Origin of the sequence: Paeniglutamicibacter sp. (assembly GCF_046714615.1) — a bacterium.
In the GTDB taxonomy this organism is placed as follows: domain Bacteria; phylum Actinomycetota; class Actinomycetes; order Actinomycetales; family Micrococcaceae; genus Paeniglutamicibacter.
Genome location: NZ_JBKKAP010000135.1, coordinates 1 through 17,747, shown reverse-complemented (window position 1 = coordinate 17,747; position 17,747 = coordinate 1). Strand labels below are relative to the sequence as shown.

Sequence of the window (17,747 nt, the reverse complement as noted above, 5' to 3'; positions counted from 1 at the left end):
GGGGGGTTGTGGGTTACCCCCCCCCCCCCCCCCGGTCCCCCGCCCCCCGCGAAAGCGCGCCCCCCGGGGGGGGGCTGGTGCCCCCCCCGGGCCAGCGTGCTGACCGTTCCGGTGGCCGGATCGTAGCGGCGCACCGCTCCGTTGTAGGTGTCGGCGATGGCGATCGAGCCGTCGGGAAGCGCTGCGACGCCCAGTGGGTGCTGCAGGCGTGCCTGGTCGGCGGCGCCGTCGCGGAAGCCGAAGTCAAAGAGCCCTGCGCCAATGGCGGTTTCGACCGCGGCAACGGACCCGTCATCGGCGAGCACCAGGCGGCGCAGCGCGGAGGTCTCCGAATCGGCAACCCAGATGTTTTCCTGCTTGTCCAGGGCCAGGCCCGAGGACTGGGCAAACCAGCTCTCGCCCGGTGCGCCGTCGGCAAGGCCTTCCAAGCCGGTGCCGGCGAAGACGGACAGGGCCGAGGTCTCGGGGTTGAAGGAGAAGATCTGGTGGGTTCCGGCCATGGCGATGATGATGGCGTCGGACTTGGGGCTCCACAACACGTCCCACGGGGATGACAGCGAGGTGTTCAGCGGATCGTTGCCCAGGTCGCTGATCCAGGCTTCTTCGTTGTCTTCGCCGACCGTGGAGCGGGCCTGGTCGGCGTCGAGCAGGCGTTGGATGCCGTTGCCTGCAAGCGTGGTGACCGCGCCGGTGTCAAGGTTCAGCCCGCGGAGGCGGTGGTTCACGGTGTCGGCAATGACCGCGTGGTAGCCCAGGGAGGCTGCGCGATCGGCCGGGAGCAGGGCCAGGCCCTGTGGCTCGTTGAACTGCGCGGTGGCCGCGTCGCCGTCGGCAAAGCCCTTGGTCCCCGAACCGAAGGTGCGCACCACGGTGGACAGGTCGTTCCCGAGTTCCACGATGCGGTGGTGCCCGGAATCCCCAATGAGGAAGTTGCCGTTCTCCAGGGCCACTGCCTTGCCCGGGAAGCGCAGGTCGCCCTCGCGTGCCGGAGGTGCCATATAGGGGCCGGTGCCGCGGTGCAGCGTGCCCTTGGCGTCGTGCTCGGTGATGAGTTCCTCGACCAGGGACTCCAGTCCGCTGGCGTGGCCCTCGCCGGAGAGGTGGGCGACGATGTAGCCCTCGGGGTCCACGACCACCAGGGTCGGCCAGGCGCGTGCGCCGTAGGCCTGCCAGGTGACAAGTTCCGGGTCATCCAGCACCGGGTGCTGGATTTCGTAGCGCTCCACGGCGGCGGCAAGGGCCACCGGGTCGGCCTCGTACTCGAACTTCGGGGAGTGGACGCCCACTGTCACCAGGACATCGGAGTACTTGGCCTCCAGCGGACGCAGCTCGTCCAACACGTGGAGGCAGTTGATGCAGCAGAAGGTCCAGAAATCGAGGATCGTGATCTTGCCGCGGAAGTCCCCCAGGTCAAGCTGCTTCCCGCCGGTGTTCAGCCAGTTGCGGCCGACCAGCTCGGAGGCGCGGACCTTGTACGAGGTACGCACGGATTCGGTTCCGGTGTTTGTGGGCGCTGTCATGGGGGAACTCCTTGAGCTTGTCGGCTGACACGGTGCTGGATTCAATTATCCCGGTTTGGTCCCCGGGGCGGGACATCATGACCTGATGCGACGAATCAGGGCTTCGGTTCGTCGCATCCTGCCGGGGAAAGGAAGCGCGGGGGCTAGCCTGCCTGGGCGAGTGCGGCGTTGAGGATCTGGGCTGCCATCTGGCTGAACTCGGGTGCCTCAAGGCCATCTTCGGCAATGAAGGACACCATTGCCACGTGGTCTCCCTTGGCCTTGATCAACACCAGGGCCTGCTGGCGCATTCCCTGGCCCGGCGTGCCGCGGGTCCACGCGATGGCCGAGTCGGCCTCGCCGTCCTTGAGATCCGGCTTGGCGGTGGTGAAGGGAACTGTTTCGGTCCCCTGGTGCATGGTCACCTTCTTGCACTCGGTGAGCATGGCCAGCACGGTGGCGTAGTGCGCCTCCAACGCCGGTTTGTCGGTGATCTTGGCGACCTCGACCGATCCGGTGGCGGCGATCTTTTCGGTCAGGAAATCGGTGCGCGCCCCCTCGTCCCCCATTTGCAGCGGTGACCAGTTCAGCGACTCGATGACATCGCCGCATTGGGTGGGCAGCACGGCGACCCCGCCCGAGGTGTCTTGCGGCGCCGTTTTCAGGTCGGCGAGTTCGGTTCCGGAGATCACCCGCGCCTTGTCGAAGCCCAGCCGTGCGGCCATGGAGATGCCCGAGGCAACGGACAGCCCCGAGACGTCCAGCTCCGCCGCCGCGCTGGAGGGCGCGGCGGAAGAGGCAGCGGAAGGCGCGGAGCTGAGCGGGGCGTGCCCCTCGGGCAGCTCGACCGCCTGCGGTGATCCGGCACATCCGGCCAGCAGCAGGCCCATCGACATGCTCAGGGCAAGGGTGCGCAGGGCACCCGTCTTGGTCCTAGCGGCCACGGCGCGCAATCTCCTCGTCTCGCTTCTTCAATTGGGCAAACATGTCGTTGTAGGCATTCAACTCGGCGTCGTTGTCGCGGTCCGCCTGCCGGTCCTTGCGCTTGGATTCCTTGGAGTCGTCCCGGTTCCAGGAAACCATCACGCCCAGGGCCAGCAGCAGCGTCGGAATCTCGCCGATCCCCCACATGGCCCCGGCGCCCAGCCGCTGGTCCTCCAGCGCGTCCTCGCCCCAGGTGCGGCCCATGTTGCCGAACCAGTCGGCCTGCATCAGCGAGGTGGAACTCATGATGGAGACCCCGTAGAAGGCGTGGAAGCTCATGGTGGCCAGCAGGATCACCAGACGCAAGGGGTACGGCGCGCGGCGCGGGACCGGGTCGGTGCCGATCATCGAGAGCGCAAAGAGGTAGCCGGTGATCAGGAAGTGCACGTTCATCATTTCGTGGCCCACGTGGTTGCGCAGGGCGAAGCCGAAGGCCTCGGTGCCGTAGAAGATGATGATGGATCCGGCGAAGTTTGCCGCGGCAAAGATCGGGTTGGTGATCAAGGCCGAGAACTTCGAGTGGACGAGCACCAGGATCCATTCGCGCGGCCCGCGGGTCCCGTCCGTGCGCGAGGGCAGCGCCTTCAGCGCCAGGGTGACGGGCGAACCGATCACCAGGAACAACGGCGCGACCATGGTCAGTGCCATGTGGTCGACCATGTGCACGGAGAAAAGGATCTTCCCGTACACGGCCAGGGCGCCGGAGGTGAAGTAGAACAGGGAGGCCAGGCCCACCAGCCAGGAGATCGTGAGCAGGATCGACCACTTGTCACCGCGGCGGCGCACCTTCACCACTGCCCACAGGTAGGCAACGGCCAGGAAAATCACGATGGCGATCCACAACCAGTCGAAGCGCCAGACCTGGAGCCAGCTGGCGCTGGTCAGTTCCGGGGGAAGCTCGTATCCGGTGAGCAACCGTGCCGGGGTCGGCAGTTCCGGCGCGGTGTCGGGGGTGGGAGGTGCGGTGCGGGCCAGCACCGTGGCCAGGGCCATGACGGCGGCCATGACGATCGCTTCGGCTCCCACCACCCGCCAGGCTGCGCGAGTGGCCGCAAGCTTCCCGGCCAGAAGCGCAGGGATCACCCGCCGGCGGTGGGCCAGGCCCAACGCACCCAGGGCCAGGGTGGCCACGGCCTTGGCGATCACGATCAAGCCGTAGGGAGTCGTCCACTGGTCCCAGTCGGTGATGCGGATCGTGGCGTTGACGACGCCGGAGCCGGCGACCAGGACGATGGAGATGGTGGCCAGCGCGGAGAAGCGCCGCAGCACGGTGCCGGCCAGGATGGGCCGGGGGCCGGTGTAGCGCCCCGGGGCCTTGGAGCCCAACAGCGGGGCCAGTGCGGCCAGCACGACGATGCCGCCGAACCAGAGGCACACGCCCACCAGGTGCAGCATGATCGAGTTGACCGCGCCCCAGTGGTCATCGCCTCCGGCGGCGTGTCCGATCAGGGACATCGGCAGGACACCCACCAGGGAAAAGACGGTGGTGGTGCCGACCAATGCCGGGGACCGCACGCCAAAGGCCAGCGACGAGGTGATCGCGGCAATCACGATCATCCAGGCCCAGGCCCGGCCCACGGAAATGTTCAGGACGTAGTCGAGCATCGCGGAAGTGTAGCTGGGGTCCGTGCTCATGGGCTTGCCCACGAGGTCCCAGAAGTTGAAGACCAGCACCGCCGCCGCGGAGACCGTCCAGAGCATGCCCGCGGCGGCGGCCAGGTTCATGGTGCGGGCAAAGGCGGGATGGGCCTCGCCGCCATCGGTGTCATGCTCGCCCGGCGCCGGGCGCTTGGGCTTGGTGGAGCGCGGCAGGATGGTGGCGGCAAAGACCAGCGCGGCAACCGTGATGGCCATCGAGGAGTGGTGCAGCGCCTTGGCCACGGGAAGTGCCCAGCGGATCAGCGGGCCGGGGTCACCCAGCTCGCTGGCTTGCGCGGTGCCGGCAAAGTAGCTGGCCGCGATGAGCACCAGCACGCCGACCACGAGCGCGGGAAGGGTCAGCAGGGGCCACAGTCGCCCCGTGGGAGTCGCTGCCTGCGCCCTGGAGACCGTGCCCTGCGTGTTCCGTGACTTGTTCACATTGTCCTTTCAGCTTCCTGCCGCTTCATTCTCCCACCGATCGGCCCCGCTCCCGGGGCCAAGGTGGTGCACGCCACCTTGGCCGCGGGAGGGAAGCGACCGGCCGTTGTCGGGCCCGAGCGATTCCGGTCCCGGTCAGCCGACTACTTGTTTTGGCGGCGGACCTTGAGCAGCACCGTAACGATCATGCCGATTCCGGCCGCAGCAAGGATCGTCCAGATGAGCCCGGCGGGCATGCCGGCCAGCGGCTGGTTGCTGTCGGTGTCCTCGGCTGTGGCGGTCGGTTCGGCCGCAGGTGCCGGTCCTGCCGCCGGGGCGATGCTGTCCGGGGCCTTGGTGGTTGCAGGTGCGGAGCTGGCGACAGCAGTGGGGTCGTTGACCTCGAAGTCGATGTCCTTGGCGATCGGGTGGCCGTCGGATGACACCACTCGGGCTGCCAGCGTGTAGCTGCCGTTGGACAGCGGTGCCTCGGGGGTGACAGTGACGTCGCGGCGGTCGATCGTGAAGGTGGTCCCGACCTTCTGCCCGTCGGCAGCGTTCAGCTCGAGAATGGTGCCGATCTTCTTGATGTCACCGCTGAAGGTAAGGACGAGTGACGTCGGCGCGTTCTTCAGCACCTCGCCACTGGCCGGGGTGGAGGAAATCAGTTCGTCGTGCGCCTGGGCGCTGGAGGCGCCGAGGAAGGTCATCAGGCACAGCAGCACGGCGGCAAAGAGCACGCCAATCCGGGTGGAGGTGCGCGGGGTTTGGATTACGTGGGTCATGGGTCTTGTGGTCCTGTCTTTCGCGGCACTTCTGCGCAGCGATCGTGGTGTGGGGCTTTTACGAGAATGCGAAAGCGGGACCACGCGGAGGACCGCGGCGATGCAGGGCGGGGCGCAGCACGTCCCGGAGCACCAACGACCGGTAGGCGACACCAAGCAGCGGCTGCTTGCCGCGCACGGACGGCAGGCTGCGAATAAACAGGATCAATCGCGGCACATACAGGGAGACTGCGTCGACAAGTGCACGAACCGCTATTTCGCCCCGGCGCAGGGCCATGACGGTCACTATCGCCGCAACCAGGTGCGCGAGCGGCATCAGCCAGGAGTTGGATGGATCGACGGCGGCCACTGCGGCCGCGGAGGTATCCACGTTCAGTGTCAGGGTGTGTGCCGCGTGCCCGGCAAGGCTGGTGTTTTCATGAATCAGTCCGGAAGCCTGGTGCTGGTGACCGAAAAGAGCAAAGGCGCCGTGGTAGGCACCCTGGCTCAGCATCACGGCCAGAGAGGTGCGCAGCAGCGAGATCCGACGGGAGGCCAACGACGTGCAGATAGCGGCGCTGATGCACAGCAGGAGGCCGAGAATCGGCAGCGGCGGCAAGTCCCCGTCGACAAGGGCGTGGGAGGCCGCGGCAAGGCAGGTGCATAGGAGCGCACCGATCCAGCCACGCACGATGCGAAGGCCGTGATTCTTCATGCCGTGATTCCTCCACCAAGGGATTCCGAGGTCTTGCCTACAAGTTCCAGCAAACATTCTACGGGGTTCTACTGAATGTAGAATCCAGATTTCGCCGAGGGCTCCCGTTAACGCCAAACCGCCCCCTGCGCTCGGTCCGTGGACCAGTGCAGGGGGCGGCTTGAAAGCTGTTGCGCGGGGCGCAGACTACTTGCCGGTGACGGCAGCCTTCAGCTTCGAGCCAGCGGTCAGCTTGACCGAGTGGCCAGCCGGAATCTGGATGGCTTCGCCGGTCTGCGGGTTGCGGCCGGTGCGTGCTGCACGGTCGGTGCGCTCGACTGCGAGCCAGCCCGGGATCGAGACCTTCTCGCCCTTGGAAATCTGGGAAACGAATACGTCGAACACTGCATCCAAAACACCGTTGACGGCTACCTGGGAGTTGCCGGTCTTCTCGGCGACAGCTGCAACAAGTTCACTACGGTTCATAGCCAAAGTATGTCCTCCTGGACTTCATCTTCCCGCCCGGTATCGGCGCGGTTCGCCTCGCGTTCGCGGGGACTTCTGTGTGAGAACTTATCAAATGTTCCTCCGCGAAACGCCCGAATTGGGCTGAATTCCGGGGAATTTTTTGAACTTTGGCAGGTTTTTCGCGTTCAGCGTCAGATTTTGCCCCCAAAGAGAGACGAACAGCACGCTCGGGCTCCATGATGTCCTCGATCATGCATGCCGGCGGAAGCCTCCATTTTTGGATCTCCTTGCCTTCAATATCGGTTGCGATTCGGCCAAATGCAACCGTGTCGAGGACGGCACCCGGCCTTAGCCAAGCATGGAAATTCCGGTGGCGGATTCCGCCGCGATCCAGATGGTTTTTGCCGCTTCCGCATCAGTCGTGATTAATGCAGGTTTGGACGTGGTCGGTACTCCCCTGGTCCAGCCCCGCGGTCCGTAAAACACCGGTCCCGGAGCGTCGAAGGCACCCTGATCCAAGGCCGCCCGAACGATCGACCTGGCGCCGTGGTTCTTGCTCTGGGCAAAGGGCGCCTGGAGCGTATCCACGACTCGTTTGAGGGTGTTAGGTTCATTGACCCCGGCAACCGCGGGGGTGCGCCCGGAAATCGAATAGCCGGGATGCGCGCACAGAGCGCGGATGCGGCTGGAAGCCCGCTGCAGCCGGCGGTCAAGCTCGAAGGCGAAGGACTGGACCATGATCTTGGACTGCGCGTAGGCAAGCCACGACGAATAGCTCCTCAGCAATTGCGGATCGTCCAGGTGCGGGCGAACCAACAGGGTCGACAACGAACCAAGTGTCACCACGCGGGCGGCCACTGCCCTTTCCAGTGCGGGCAGCAGCCCGGCGACCAGCGCAAAGTGACCGAAGTAGTTGGTTGCTGCCACCAATTCCAGCCCGTCCACGCTCCGCTGCCGCGTCCGCGGGGTGTGCACCATGCCGGCGTTGGCAATCAGGACATCCAGGTGCGTGAGTCCGCTGAGTTCCTCGACTGCTTCTGCCACGGAATTGAGGCAGGCAACATCAAGCTCGATGACACGGAGCTTCGCACCCGGGACCCTTGCCCGGATGGCCTGGGCGGCCATTTCGGCCTTGCCGGTGTTTCGGCATGCCATGATGACCTCGGCGCCGCGCTGGGCCAGCTGCAGGCTGGTCCAGAATCCGATGCCGGCATTCGCGCCGGTGACCATGACTCGCAGGCCGGTGGCGTCCCCGACGACGCGGTTTGCACGCAGGCCTGTCTCTGGTGTGCCCGGATGGCTAGGGGTTTCATTGGATTTGTTCTGCTCCATGATGTCCAAAGCTACCGCCTGCCAGGCGCATCCTTAGCGTTCTTGCTGATCGACCCTGGCTTGGTGGCGGCCGACGAAGTACCCGATTCCGGAGGACAGTGCGGCGGCGGCCGCCACAGCCCCACACAGCGGATCCACGGTCAGGGCAATCACTCCAGTGACCAGGAGCACCAACGTTGCGGTGCCGAATAGTGCTTTCACGCGCGACCACCCACCGATCCACGGCGCAAACGGAGTGCTGGAGCGCAAGGACTTATGACCGCACGGCAGGGGGTCCCTTCGGCTGTTTGCCGTTGACCGGCTCCCGATGCCTCGTTGGTGTTGGTCAGGAACCGCTTTGAAAGGTGGGCACCACACATGGCGCATCGCAGTCTTGACGAAAACCGCGACTCTTCGATGCGCTCGGCCCGCTACCGGCTGGATGGGGACAGCAGCGAGGAACACATTCCCGCCGATGAATACGCCCAACGCACCGGGAAAACCTTCGGCGACAAGAACGATGTCTCTGCCGCGATCCCGCACTTTCGCGCCGGGGGCGATGTCTGGGAGGTCGCCAACAGCGCCCTCGATGCAGCCTTTGCGCGAGGCGATTTTGACAACCTTGCCTACGCCGGCAAACCCATACCGGGTCTGGGCGCCACGGATCAGGACTGGTGGGTCAAGGGGATCATTGAGCGCGAGCACATCAGCGGCCTCGGTCCCCTGGCACTGATGCTGCGCAAGGAAGACGCGGAGCTTGAGGCGACCCTCGACCGGCTGGCCGACCCGGCCGCCGTGCGGGAGCTGCTTGAGGACTTCAATTTTCGTGTCGTGAAGGCACGTCGCCAGCTGCTCGGAGGCCCTCCGGTGATCACTGCGCTGCGGGACATCGACGACGAAATCGCCGCATGGAAATCACGACGATCTCCCGCGGCGCAAGCCGACGACGTCCCGGATGCGCCGCGTCGTGCCCGGTGGCTTGGGCGCTGGCTGGGTGCTCGCAAAACTCCCTAGTTCCGCTCTGCCCTGGTGTCACCCGCCGCCGGGCCATTGTGCTTGAGCAACACCTTTGCCGCTTAAATGGCCAAAGGCCCCAACCGAAACGGTTGGGGCCTTTGACTGCTTCTGGAATTTACCAGGAAGACTTGGTGATGCCCGGAAGCTCGCCACGGTGTGCCATGTCGCGGAAGCGAACACGGGAGATACCGAACTTCTGGAGTGTGCCGCGGGGGCGGCCGTCGATGGCGTCGCGGTTGCGAACGCGGATCGGCGATGCATTGCGGGGCAGCTTCTGCAGGCCCAAGCGGGCCTCTTCGCGTGCCTCGTCGGTTGCGTTCGGGTCAACGAGGGTCTTCTTCAAGGTTGCACGCTTTTCGGCGTAACGCTCTACGATGACCTTGCGCTGCTCGTTCTTAGCAATCATGGACTTCTTGGCCATCTTTAGCGCTCCTCTCGGAATTCAACGTGCTTGCGGACTACCGGGTCGTACTTCTTCAGAACCATACGGTCTGGGTCGTTACGACGGTTCTTACGGGTTACGTAAGTGAAACCGGTGCCGGCGGTCGACTTGAGCTTGATGATGGGACGTACGTCCTTATCCTTAGCCACTAGATCTTCACACCCTTTGCAATGAGTCCGGTTACAACGGCGTCGATGCCGCGGACGTCAATGAGCTTGATGCCCTTTACCGACAAGGTCAGCGTGACGTTCCGGCGCAGGGACGGAACCCAGTAGCGCTTCTTCTGGATATTCGGGTCGAACCGACGCTTGTTGCGGCGGTGCGAGTGGGAGATGCTGTGTCCGAAGTTCGGAACTGCACCAGTCACCTGGCATACTGCTGCCATGATCACTCCTCAGTTGTAGTAAATATTGGCGGTACTCGTTTTACAGATACAGCGGAAAACTGCTGCCTCTGAATCTGCGTATAAGAGTCCCGCCACCAGTTGTGACACCGTTATTACTGCACACTTTGAAGGTAACCAGGCTGGGTGAGAACCAACCGAAGCGCCTTGATTAGCGTGAAAGACGGTGAACCTCGCGGTCGATGAGTACTTTTCCCTACTCGGCCGACCACGATATTCGGTATTACGGGTAACCGCACAAACCCGATTGGGCATGCACGACTTAACGCCTAATCATTCTAGGCGATTAACACATCCGGGGCCAAATCGACAACCTTCCTTTTTGGCTTCCCCACATGCGATCTACCTCACGCCCGCCGCAGGTTGCACCGTTGCCGGGCAGATTGGCCCGGTCGCCGCCTACCGCAGGATCCAGTGTTCGGGATTCAGCCGGCCCACGAGCTTCCGGCCGATGCGCGCCAATTCCGCGACGTCTGTGTCGTCAAGTCCCTGAAAAATCAGCTTCTGCACCGAGTCGACGTGTTCGGGGGCCAGGGATACGACAGTGTCCCAGCCTTCAGTCGTGAGCTTGGCAATGGTGACGCGGGCATCCTCGGCAGATCTGCTGCGTTCAACCCAGCCGCGACCCTCAAGCTTCTTCACCACGTGAGAGAGCCGCGAAAGCGAGGAACTGGTGCGCGATGCCAGCTCGCTCATGGGCAGGATGTGCTCGGGCGCCTCCGACAGCATGGCGAGCACCGTGTAATCGAAGAGGGTGATCTTGGCCTGGACCTGCAGCTCGCTGTCAAGAGCGGCCGGCAGCAATGTCGTCACCGACACCAGGGCCAGCCAGGCTTCTCGCTCCACGGGGGTCAGCCACTTCGGTTCATTCATGGGCACCATCTTTCCACAGCACCCGCCCGCATCTCCTCATCTGTCACTTGGTCACCGGTGGTGAGTGGCACAAATCGCGTGGCCGGCACGGACCTAGCGCGCGGCGAGGGCCTTGCGCCGGCGGTAGGCAATGACCTGCGAGGTGACCACCACTACGAGCGCCAGGATGAACATCGCCGATCCGATGACGTTGGCCTGCGCCGGGATACCCCGGGTGGCCGAGACGTAGATGAACTTCGGGAAGGTCGAGAAGTTTCCGGAGTTGAAGTTCGTGATGATGAAGTCGTCAAAGCTCATGGCGAACGAAAGCAGCGCCGCTGCCACGATGCCGGGAAGCAATAGCGGGAAGGTCACCTTCCAGAAGGTGGTTAACGGACTGGCGTAGAGGTCGGAGGCGGCCTCTTCGAGGCGCGGGTCCAGTGAAGACACCCGCGCCCGGACCGTGACCACCACGAACGACATGCAGAAGATCATGTGGGAAATCACGATGGTGACGAACCCAAGCTCCCATCCCAGGTTCAGGAACTGGGCCAGCAGCGAGGCGCCGAGCACCACCTCGGGTGTTGCCAAGGGCAGGATGATCAACAGGTCCGCGGTGTTGCGGAACTTGAATTTATAGCGCACCAGTCCCAGTGCCACGCAGGTTCCAAGCACCGTGGCGAAGACGGTGGCAACCACGCCGATCTGCAGCGAGTTCACCAGCGACTCGCACACGTTGGGGGCGCCACAGGGATTCCTCCAGTTATCGAGGGTGAATCCGCGCCACTCAAGGTTGGTGCGCCCGGCGTCGTTGAACGAGAAGACGAAGATGTAGGCAATCGGTACCAGCAGATAGATGAAGGCAAGGCCCCCGGCGACCGGGATGAACCAGCGCCCAAATTTTTGTCTCATGCCAAGCCTTCCTAGAACAGTTCCTTGGTACCGAAGCGCTTGATGTAGATCATGACCAGCGCAAGGATCAGGACCATCAGGATGAAGCTAAGCGCCGAGGCCCCCGGGTAGTCGACAACCTTGAAGAAGCGCGAATCAATGATCTGCCCGATCATGGCCGTGTCGCGGTTGTTGCCCAGCAGTGCGGCGTTGACGTAGTCGCCGGCCGCCGGGATGAAGGTCAGCAGGGTTCCGGCAAACACTCCGGGCATCGACAGCGGCAGCGTCACCTTGAAGAAGGTGGTCAGCGGGCCGGCGTACAGGTCCCCCGAGGCTTCCAGCAAGTTGGTGTCGAGCCGGTCCAGGTTGGCGTAGATCGGCAGCATCATGAACGGCAGGAAGTTGTAGGTCAGCCCGCACACCACCGCGAAGGCGGTGGCGGTGAGGTGGCCGTCCGCCGGCAGGATCGCAATGGCCCGCAACACCGTGACCACCGGGCCCTCATCCGAGAGGATCTGTTTCCAGGCCTGGGTGCGCAGGATGAAGCTGGAGAAGAAGGGTGCAATGAGCAGCACCAGCAGGATCCCCTGCAGCAGCTGGTGCCCGCGCAGCCGAACGGCCACGAGATATGCCATGGGGTAGCCGATGAGCAGGGCGGCGACGGTTGCGATGAGCGCGAAGAGGAACGAACGCAGGAACACCTCCCAATAGGCGCTGACGACCGTGGCGTAGTTGCCGAATTCGAGGGCAGGGACAAACTCGCCGATCTCGGCACCCGGCGGCCTGGCATAGAGCGACATGCCCAGAAGCACCACTACCGGGGCGGCGAAGAACAGCGCAAGAACGGCCATGCCTGGAATGATCAGGTACAGGCCGACCCGGCCCTTGCGCCGCTCGGCGGCAAGTTCCTCCTCGCTGCGCAGGTCCTGGGGCGCCCGGTTCTTCCTCCATGGGGAACGGGCAGCGGTGGAGGTCATACCGCGTCCTGCCCCTCGGTGGTCTTTTCGGACCCGTCAAGGCCGAAGGAGTATTCCGGTTCCCAGGTCATGCGCACGGTGTCCCCGCGCTGGGCGGGTGCCTGTCCCATGTTCTGCGAGAACGTGGCAATGGTGCCGATGCCCGGAACCTCGACCAGGTATTCGGTGCTGACCCCGGTGAACGAGGCATCAAGGACGGTGCCGGTGAGCATGTTGGCGCTGGGCGAGTATTCGTCGGGCAGGTTCAGCACCCGCATCTTCTCCGGCCGCACCCCCACCACGGCTGCGCCGCGGTGGGCCACGGCCCGGTCCTTGGGCATGACCAGGCGGTGGCCTGCAACGTCCACGGCGACGGCGTCGCCAAGGTCCTCGGTGACGGTTCCGGGCATGAGATTGGATTTGCCCAGGAAGTTGGCCACGAAGGCGGTCCTGGGCAGTTCGTACAATTCGCGCGGGGCACCCATTTGCTCGATCTTGCCCTTGTTCATCACCGCGACGGTGTCGGCCATGGTCATGGCTTCCTCCTGGTCGTGGGTCACGTGGATGAAGGTCAGGCCGACCTCGGTCTGGATGGACTTGAGCTCGACCTGCATTTGCCGACGCAGCTTCATGTCCAGGGCGCCGAGCGGCTCGTCAAGCAACAACACGGCGGGACGGTTGACCAGGGCGCGGGCCAGTGCCACGCGCTGCTGCTGCCCTCCGGAAAGCTGCATCGGCTTGCGCGAGGCAAGGTGTTCGAGCTCAACCATTTCCAGTGCCGTCTTGGCCCGGGCAACCGAGTCGCTTACCCGCTTGCGCTTGAGCCCGAACGCCACGTTGTCAAGAACCGTCATGTGCGGGAAGAGGGCATAGGACTGGAAGACCGTGTTGACCTGGCGCTGGAAGGAGGGGAGCTTGGTGACGTCGTTCCCGCCGATGCTGATGGTGCCGCTGGTGGGCTGTTCAAGGCCTGCAATCATCCGCAGCGTCGTGGTCTTGCCGCAGCCCGAGGGCCCCAGGAGCGCAAAGAAGGAGCCGCTGGGCACCGTCAAGGTCAGATCGTCGACAGCGGTGAAATCCGCGAATCGCTTGGTGACATTGCCCAGGTGGAGGTCCGCTCCGGAGGAGGCCGTGGGCTGGGCCTGGCCCTGCCTGGTGGTCGTGGTTGTCATTATTGGGTGCCAATCACTTGCTGGAACATGTTGTGGAACTGCGCTTCGTCCTCCGCGCCCAAAATGCGTTTGGCTAAGGAACGGTGGGGGAACTCATCTGTCGGGACAACGGGTGGTGCGTTTGCGGCTTCCGGTTTGGCCTTGCCCAGGGCACCGCACTCCCCTGCGCAGGACCCCGGTCTCGGCAATCCGACGGGCCACGGGTCGGCACTCGGCCGGCCGGGGCCCGACGCGTGGCATTAGGCGCCGATCGCGGTCTGGAACTGGCTGTTGAAGTTGGTTTCTTCCTCGGCGCTCAGGGACCTGAAGACATGGGCCTTGGCCAAGTCGGCTTCGGAAGGGAAGATCAACGCGTTGTCCATCAGTTCGGGGTCGATCTTTTCCATCGCTTCCTTGGCGCCCTGGACCGGGGAAATGAAGTTCACGTACGCCGCCACCTGGGCCGCGATCTCCGGTTCATAGTAGAAGTCCATCAACTTCTCGGCATTGGCCTTGCGCGGGGATGCGACCGGGACCATGAGGTTGTCGCTCCACAGGGTGCCGCCGGCCTCGGGGAGCACGAACTCCCACTGGTCGTTGTTCTCGAAGTTCATCTGGGTGATGTCGCCGCTCCAGACGATCCCGGCAATGGCGTCCCCGGAGATGAAGTCCTCCTTGTAGGAGTTGCCCTTCACCTGGCGGATCTGGCCGCTGGCGATCTGCGAGGAAAGCACCTCGGTGGCGGCGGCGAATTCGGTGTCGCCCCAGCCGCCGGAGATCTCCACGCCGTTGTCGAGCATCAGCAGGCCCATGGTGTCGCGCATTTCGTCGAGTACGGTGATGCGCCCCTTGAGGTCCGGGTTCCATAAATCGGAGAGTGTGCGCAGCCCCTTGGGGTACTTGGCCTTGTTGTAGGCAATGCCCGCGTATCCGCTTTGCCAGGTCAACGAGTGCTTGCGTCCCGGGTCGAAGTCAACGTCCTGCAAGTTCGGCAGCAGGTTCTTGATGTTCGGGATGTTGGCGTGGTCCAGCTCCTGGGTGAAACCTTGGCGGATGACGCGGCCGGTCATCCAGTCGGTCAGGGTCATGATGTCCTGACCGATGTCCTGGCCCGCGGAAAGCTGTGCCTGGACCTTGCCGTAGTAGGAGTCGTTTCCGTCGATGTCCTCGGCATAATGCGTCTTGATTCCCGTGCGCTTGGCGAATTCGTCGAGCGTCGGATAGGTCTTGGCCTGTTCGTCGTAGTCCAGGTACAGGGTCCAGTTGGCCCAGAAAATGTTCTTGTCGCTTTCGGACATGTCGGTCACTGCGGCGGCGGTGCTGCTGGGGCTGCCTCCAGTGCCCCCGGTGCCGCAAGCAGCCAGGAACGCGGCGAGGCCAAGGCCCCCGGCGCCGGCCAACATCTTGCGGCGCGTCAGCTGCATGCGCTGCGCCTGCCGGATCAAGGCCCGTACCGCTGGATCCCTGGGCAACTCACGCTGGTTCTGGTTGGACATTCTCGGACTCCCCTTCAGCTGGCGCCGCGTCTTCCCTTGACGCACACTGGGCGATCGTGACACCCGTCACGGTCGACTCTTGACATGGATCATGTCAGGAATCGCTCTTCGTGACAATAGTTTTCGTTGACATGCATTTCGTGCACGATGGAAATCAACCGTCAGACGACCCTTCCGCAACTGATTCCTTCGGGCTATGCTCATTTCCAAGCGATGCGGCAGGTGCCACAGCGCGAAGCACGAACACCAGTTTGATCGATCAGGAGGTCGATAGGAAGTGACCAATTCCGCACCCAACGGCGCATCCAACGGCTTCGTCATGGATGAAACATCCAAGGCAATCATTGAGCAATTGCAAGAGGACGGACGCCGTTCCTACGCAGCCATCGGCAAGGCCGTTGGGCTGAGCGAGGCCGCGGTTCGGCAAAGGGTCCAAAAACTCGTCGATAGCAAAGTCATGCAGGTGGTTGCGGTCACCGACCCGCTGCAGCTTGGCTTCAGGCGCCAGGCCTTGCTGGGCATTCGATCCACCGGCGACATCATTGCCACCGCCGACCGGATCGCCGCCTTGCCCGAAGTCGACTACTGCGTTGTGGTGGCCGGACCTTCGGACATCATTGCCGAAGTCATTTGCGCCAATGATGAGGACCTACTTCGTATCATCACTGAAATTCGATCCGTGGAGGGGGTACGCGAAACCGAAACGTTCATGTACCTCTCGCTGCGCAAACAGGAATACAACTGGGGTACCCGATGAGCATTTCCAGCACTACAGCCAGCAAGTCCGCCAGCACCACGCCCCTGGGCACCGACCGACAGTCAGCAGCCCGGGACCACTTGTGGATGCACATGGCGCGCCACTCCCCCTTGCAGGGAGGCGCCCGCGTCCCGATCATCACCCGCGGCCAGGGTCACACGCTCTATGACGACCAGGGCAAAAGCTACATTGACGGGCTGGCCGGCCTCTTCGTGGTCAATGCCGGCCACGGCCGGGTGGAACTTGCCGAGGCCGCCGCCAAGCAGGCCGAGAAGCTTGCGTTCATGCCGCTGTGGTCCTATGCGCACGAACCGGCCATCGATTTGGCCGAGCGCCTGGCCAACTACGCCCCGGGCGACTTGAACCGCGTCTTTTTCACCACCGGCGGCGGCGAAGCGGTCGAGTCGGCGTTCAAGCTGGCCAAGCAATACTTCAAGCTGCAGGGAAAGTCCGGCAAGTACAAGGTGATTTCCCGGGCGCTTGCCTACCACGGGACCCCCCAGGGTGCCCTGGCCATCACCTCGCTGCCGGACATGAAGACACCTTTCGAGCCCTTGGTGCCCGGTACCTTCCGGGTGCCGAACACCAACTTCTACCGTGCACCTGAGCAGTTCGCTGACAACGAGAAGGACTTCGGCCTGTGGGCTGCGGAGCGTATCCGCGAGGCCATCGAGTTCGAGGGAGCGGATTCCGTTGCGGCGGTCTTCCTGGAACCGGTGCAGAACTCCGGCGGCTGCTTCCCGCCTCCCCCGGGCTACTTCCAGCGCGTGCGGGAAATCTGCGACGAGTATGACGTGCTCTTGGTCTCGGACGAGGTTATTTGCGCCTTCGGACGCATCGGCTCGATGTTCGCCTGCGACGACTTCGGCTACGTGCCGGACATCATTACCTGTGCCAAGGGCATGACCAGCGGCTACTCGCCGTTGGGCGCCATGATCGCCTCGGAGAAGTTGTTCGAGCCGTTCAAGCACGGGGACACCACGTTCTACCACGGCTACACTTTCGGCGGGCACCCGGTCTCGACCGCTGTGGCCATGGCCAACCTGGACATCTTCGAGCGCGAGGGCCTGAACCAACATGTGAAGGACAACGCCCCGATCTTCAAATCGACCTTGGAGAAGCTCAAGGACCTGCCCATCGTCGGGGACGTGCGCGGCGCCGGCTACTTCTACGGCATCGAGCTGGTCAAGGACAAGAAGACCAAGGAGACGTTCAACGACGAGGAATCCGAGCGACTGCTGCGCGGATTCCTCTCCACCGCCCTATTCGACGCCGGGCTCTACTGCCGCGCCGATGACCGCGGGGACCCCGTCGTCCAGCTGGCTCCCCCATTGACAGTGGGGCCGCCGGAGTTCGACCAAATCGAGTCGATCCTGCGTTCGGTGCTCACCGAGGCGGAGAACCACTTCTAGGGCGCATTCGGCCATGCGGCAAGGGCGGGCGGCGATGATTCATCTCCACCCGCCCTTGCCGTGCCATATGCCGCGGGTGACTCGTCCCCCGCTATTTCAGCTCGATCTCCACGAAAACAAAGTCGGATGCCGCGTCGTTGAAGACGTTGTGCTCGCTGCCGGCGACGCGCGTGTAGGAAACACCCGCCCGCAAGGAACTGACCGCCACCCCGTCCCGGGTTTCCAGAACCAGTTCCCCGGTGGTCATCGGGACCACGACATAGTCCGTGGGATGGACGTGCCATCCGGTTTCGGTTCCCGGGGCGAAGCGCCATTCGGTGACCCGAACGCGTTCATTCTCGATCTGGATGGTGGCCACTGCGGCCGTTCGCGTCACGGGCATGTCTTACCTTTTCCTTGGGTGATGGCTGGAGAGCTGGCATTCCCGGTTCATCCTGCCATCACCCGACGGGAGCGGCAACCGGTTGTCTTTGCGACTCCCGGCACCCGCCAACGGTTGCACGAGAAGTGGGGGGGGGCCCCGCGGGGCGGCGGAGCCAAAGCGCCCCCCGCCCCCCCGCGACCACCCCCCCCCCCCGGGCGCCCCCCGCGC

The 17,747-nt window shown here is 64.0% G+C and carries 20 protein-coding genes; 3 read left to right on the top strand and 17 right to left on the bottom strand.

What is annotated here, in order from left to right; genetic code table 11:
- The 8 genes from ACLQ7E_RS15870 to ACLQ7E_RS15835 all read right to left on the bottom strand — a co-directional run.
- On the bottom strand, positions 1-1,520 hold a 1,520-nt coding region (locus ACLQ7E_RS15870), incomplete at its 3' end, for a thioredoxin-like domain-containing protein (protein ID WP_411733543.1).
- A gap of 143 nt (positions 1,521-1,663) precedes the next feature.
- Positions 1,664-2,443, bottom strand: coding sequence for a hypothetical protein (locus ACLQ7E_RS15865; protein ID WP_411733542.1), 780 nt, complete (start codon positions 2,441-2,443; stop codon positions 1,664-1,666).
- Positions 2,433-4,562, bottom strand: coding sequence for a cytochrome c oxidase assembly protein (locus ACLQ7E_RS15860; protein ID WP_411733541.1), 2,130 nt, complete (start codon positions 4,560-4,562; stop codon positions 2,433-2,435). Before ACLQ7E_RS15860 ends, ACLQ7E_RS15865 begins: the two co-directional genes overlap by 11 nt.
- A gap of 143 nt (positions 4,563-4,705) precedes the next feature.
- Positions 4,706-5,326, bottom strand: coding sequence for a copper resistance protein CopC (locus ACLQ7E_RS15855; protein ID WP_411733540.1), 621 nt, complete (start codon positions 5,324-5,326; stop codon positions 4,706-4,708).
- A 58-nt stretch (positions 5,327-5,384) separates the two neighbouring features.
- Positions 5,385-6,020 carry a hypothetical protein gene (locus tag ACLQ7E_RS15850; protein ID WP_411733539.1) on the bottom strand — a complete coding sequence of 212 codons (636 nt, stop codon included), beginning with the start codon at positions 6,018-6,020 and terminating at the stop codon, positions 5,385-5,387.
- Positions 6,021-6,206: 186 nt separating this feature from the next.
- Entirely contained in the window at positions 6,207-6,491 is a 285-nt protein-coding gene (locus ACLQ7E_RS15845) for an HU family DNA-binding protein (protein WP_071212675.1), read from the bottom strand.
- A 324-nt stretch (positions 6,492-6,815) separates the two neighbouring features.
- On the bottom strand, positions 6,816-7,799 hold the full coding sequence (locus ACLQ7E_RS15840; protein ID WP_411733538.1) for an SDR family NAD(P)-dependent oxidoreductase: 984 nt from the start codon (positions 7,797-7,799) through the stop codon (positions 6,816-6,818).
- 33 nt (positions 7,800-7,832) lie between these two features.
- Positions 7,833-8,000 (bottom strand): hypothetical protein, encoded by a 168-nt coding sequence (locus tag ACLQ7E_RS15835; RefSeq protein ID WP_411733537.1) that lies wholly within the window; start codon positions 7,998-8,000, stop codon positions 7,833-7,835.
- 156 nt (positions 8,001-8,156) lie between these two features.
- Here ACLQ7E_RS15835 and ACLQ7E_RS15830 point away from each other — a divergent pair, with 156 nt between their 5' ends.
- On the top strand, positions 8,157-8,792 hold the full coding sequence (locus tag ACLQ7E_RS15830) for a DnaJ family domain-containing protein (RefSeq protein ID WP_411733536.1): 636 nt from the start codon (positions 8,157-8,159) through the stop codon (positions 8,790-8,792).
- Between the two features lie 118 nt (positions 8,793-8,910).
- On the opposite strand, the gene rpsN is transcribed toward ACLQ7E_RS15830, so the two are convergent.
- From rpsN to ACLQ7E_RS15790, 8 genes are all read right to left on the bottom strand, one after another.
- Entirely contained in the window at positions 8,911-9,216 is a 306-nt protein-coding gene (gene rpsN / locus ACLQ7E_RS15825; RefSeq protein ID WP_068733062.1) for a 30S ribosomal protein S14, read from the bottom strand.
- Between the two features lie 2 nt (positions 9,217-9,218).
- Positions 9,219-9,386 (bottom strand): 50S ribosomal protein L33, encoded by a 168-nt coding sequence (gene rpmG, locus ACLQ7E_RS15820; RefSeq protein WP_411733535.1) that lies wholly within the window; start codon positions 9,384-9,386, stop codon positions 9,219-9,221.
- The gene (rpmB, locus tag ACLQ7E_RS15815; RefSeq protein WP_068733058.1) at positions 9,386-9,622 is read right to left on the bottom strand and encodes a 50S ribosomal protein L28; all 237 of its coding nucleotides are present in this window, start codon (positions 9,620-9,622) and stop codon (positions 9,386-9,388) included. Before rpmB ends, rpmG begins: the two co-directional genes overlap by 1 nt.
- Before the next feature lie 417 nt (positions 9,623-10,039).
- Entirely contained in the window at positions 10,040-10,513 is a 474-nt protein-coding gene (locus tag ACLQ7E_RS15810; protein WP_411733534.1) for a MarR family winged helix-turn-helix transcriptional regulator, read from the bottom strand.
- A 93-nt stretch (positions 10,514-10,606) separates the two neighbouring features.
- Complete coding sequence (locus ACLQ7E_RS15805; RefSeq protein WP_411733533.1) at positions 10,607-11,404, bottom strand: ABC transporter permease; 798 nt, start codon at positions 11,402-11,404, stop codon at positions 10,607-10,609.
- Positions 11,405-11,415: 11 nt separating this feature from the next.
- Positions 11,416-12,360 (bottom strand): ABC transporter permease, encoded by a 945-nt coding sequence (locus tag ACLQ7E_RS15800; RefSeq protein WP_411733532.1) that lies wholly within the window; start codon positions 12,358-12,360, stop codon positions 11,416-11,418.
- Entirely contained in the window at positions 12,357-13,511 is a 1,155-nt protein-coding gene (locus ACLQ7E_RS15795) for an ABC transporter ATP-binding protein (protein WP_411733531.1), read from the bottom strand. Before ACLQ7E_RS15795 ends, ACLQ7E_RS15800 begins: the two co-directional genes overlap by 4 nt.
- 239 nt (positions 13,512-13,750) lie before the next feature.
- Complete coding sequence (locus ACLQ7E_RS15790; RefSeq protein WP_411733530.1) at positions 13,751-14,986, bottom strand: spermidine/putrescine ABC transporter substrate-binding protein; 1,236 nt, start codon at positions 14,984-14,986, stop codon at positions 13,751-13,753.
- 319 nt (positions 14,987-15,305) lie between these two features.
- On the opposite strand from ACLQ7E_RS15790, the gene ACLQ7E_RS15785 reads away from it, so the two are divergent.
- Together ACLQ7E_RS15785 and ACLQ7E_RS15780 are read left to right on the top strand one after the other, a co-directional pair.
- Complete coding sequence (locus ACLQ7E_RS15785) at positions 15,306-15,743, top strand: Lrp/AsnC family transcriptional regulator (protein ID WP_411733544.1); 438 nt, start codon at positions 15,306-15,308, stop codon at positions 15,741-15,743.
- Positions 15,740-17,155 carry an aspartate aminotransferase family protein gene (locus tag ACLQ7E_RS15780; RefSeq protein WP_411733529.1) on the top strand — a complete coding sequence of 472 codons (1,416 nt, stop codon included), beginning with the start codon at positions 15,740-15,742 and terminating at the stop codon, positions 17,153-17,155. The genes ACLQ7E_RS15785 and ACLQ7E_RS15780 overlap by 4 nt, the downstream gene beginning before the upstream one ends.
- Positions 17,156-17,246: 91 nt before the next feature.
- Here ACLQ7E_RS15780 and ACLQ7E_RS15775 read toward each other — a convergent pair whose 3' ends face one another.
- Positions 17,247-17,537, bottom strand: a complete 291-nt coding sequence (locus tag ACLQ7E_RS15775; RefSeq protein ID WP_411733528.1) for a cupin domain-containing protein — start codon at positions 17,535-17,537, stop codon at positions 17,247-17,249.
- Positions 17,538-17,747 lie beyond the last annotated feature (210 nt).

Bases quoted from the DNA above. Each gene is read 5' to 3' on its own strand.
- ACLQ7E_RS15810 (WP_411733534.1), bottom strand. From the start codon at position 10,513: ATGAATGAACCGAAGTGGCTGACCCCCGTGGAGCGAGAAGCCTGGCTG.
- rpmB (WP_068733058.1), bottom strand. From the start codon at position 9,622: ATGGCAGCAGTATGCCAGGTGACTGGTGCAGTTCCGAACTTCGGACAC.
- rpsN (WP_068733062.1), bottom strand. From the start codon at position 9,216: ATGGCCAAGAAGTCCATGATTGCTAAGAACGAGCAGCGCAAGGTCATC.
- ACLQ7E_RS15795 (WP_411733531.1), bottom strand. From the start codon at position 13,511: ATGACAACCACGACCACCAGGCAGGGCCAGGCCCAGCCCACGGCCTCC.
- ACLQ7E_RS15805 (WP_411733533.1), bottom strand. From the start codon at position 11,404: ATGAGACAAAAATTTGGGCGCTGGTTCATCCCGGTCGCCGGGGGCCTT.
- ACLQ7E_RS15785 (WP_411733544.1), top strand. From the start codon at position 15,306: ATGGATGAAACATCCAAGGCAATCATTGAGCAATTGCAAGAGGACGGA.
- ACLQ7E_RS15840 (WP_411733538.1), bottom strand. From the start codon at position 7,799: ATGGAGCAGAACAAATCCAATGAAACCCCTAGCCATCCGGGCACACCA.
- ACLQ7E_RS15775 (WP_411733528.1), bottom strand. From the start codon at position 17,537: ATGCCCGTGACGCGAACGGCCGCAGTGGCCACCATCCAGATCGAGAAT.
- ACLQ7E_RS15790 (WP_411733530.1), bottom strand. From the start codon at position 14,986: ATGTCCAACCAGAACCAGCGTGAGTTGCCCAGGGATCCAGCGGTACGG.
- ACLQ7E_RS15850 (WP_411733539.1), bottom strand. From the start codon at position 6,020: ATGAAGAATCACGGCCTTCGCATCGTGCGTGGCTGGATCGGTGCGCTC.
- ACLQ7E_RS15830 (WP_411733536.1), top strand. From the start codon at position 8,157: ATGGCGCATCGCAGTCTTGACGAAAACCGCGACTCTTCGATGCGCTCG.
- ACLQ7E_RS15855 (WP_411733540.1), bottom strand. From the start codon at position 5,326: ATGACCCACGTAATCCAAACCCCGCGCACCTCCACCCGGATTGGCGTG.
- ACLQ7E_RS15800 (WP_411733532.1), bottom strand. From the start codon at position 12,360: ATGACCTCCACCGCTGCCCGTTCCCCATGGAGGAAGAACCGGGCGCCC.
- ACLQ7E_RS15780 (WP_411733529.1), top strand. From the start codon at position 15,740: ATGAGCATTTCCAGCACTACAGCCAGCAAGTCCGCCAGCACCACGCCC.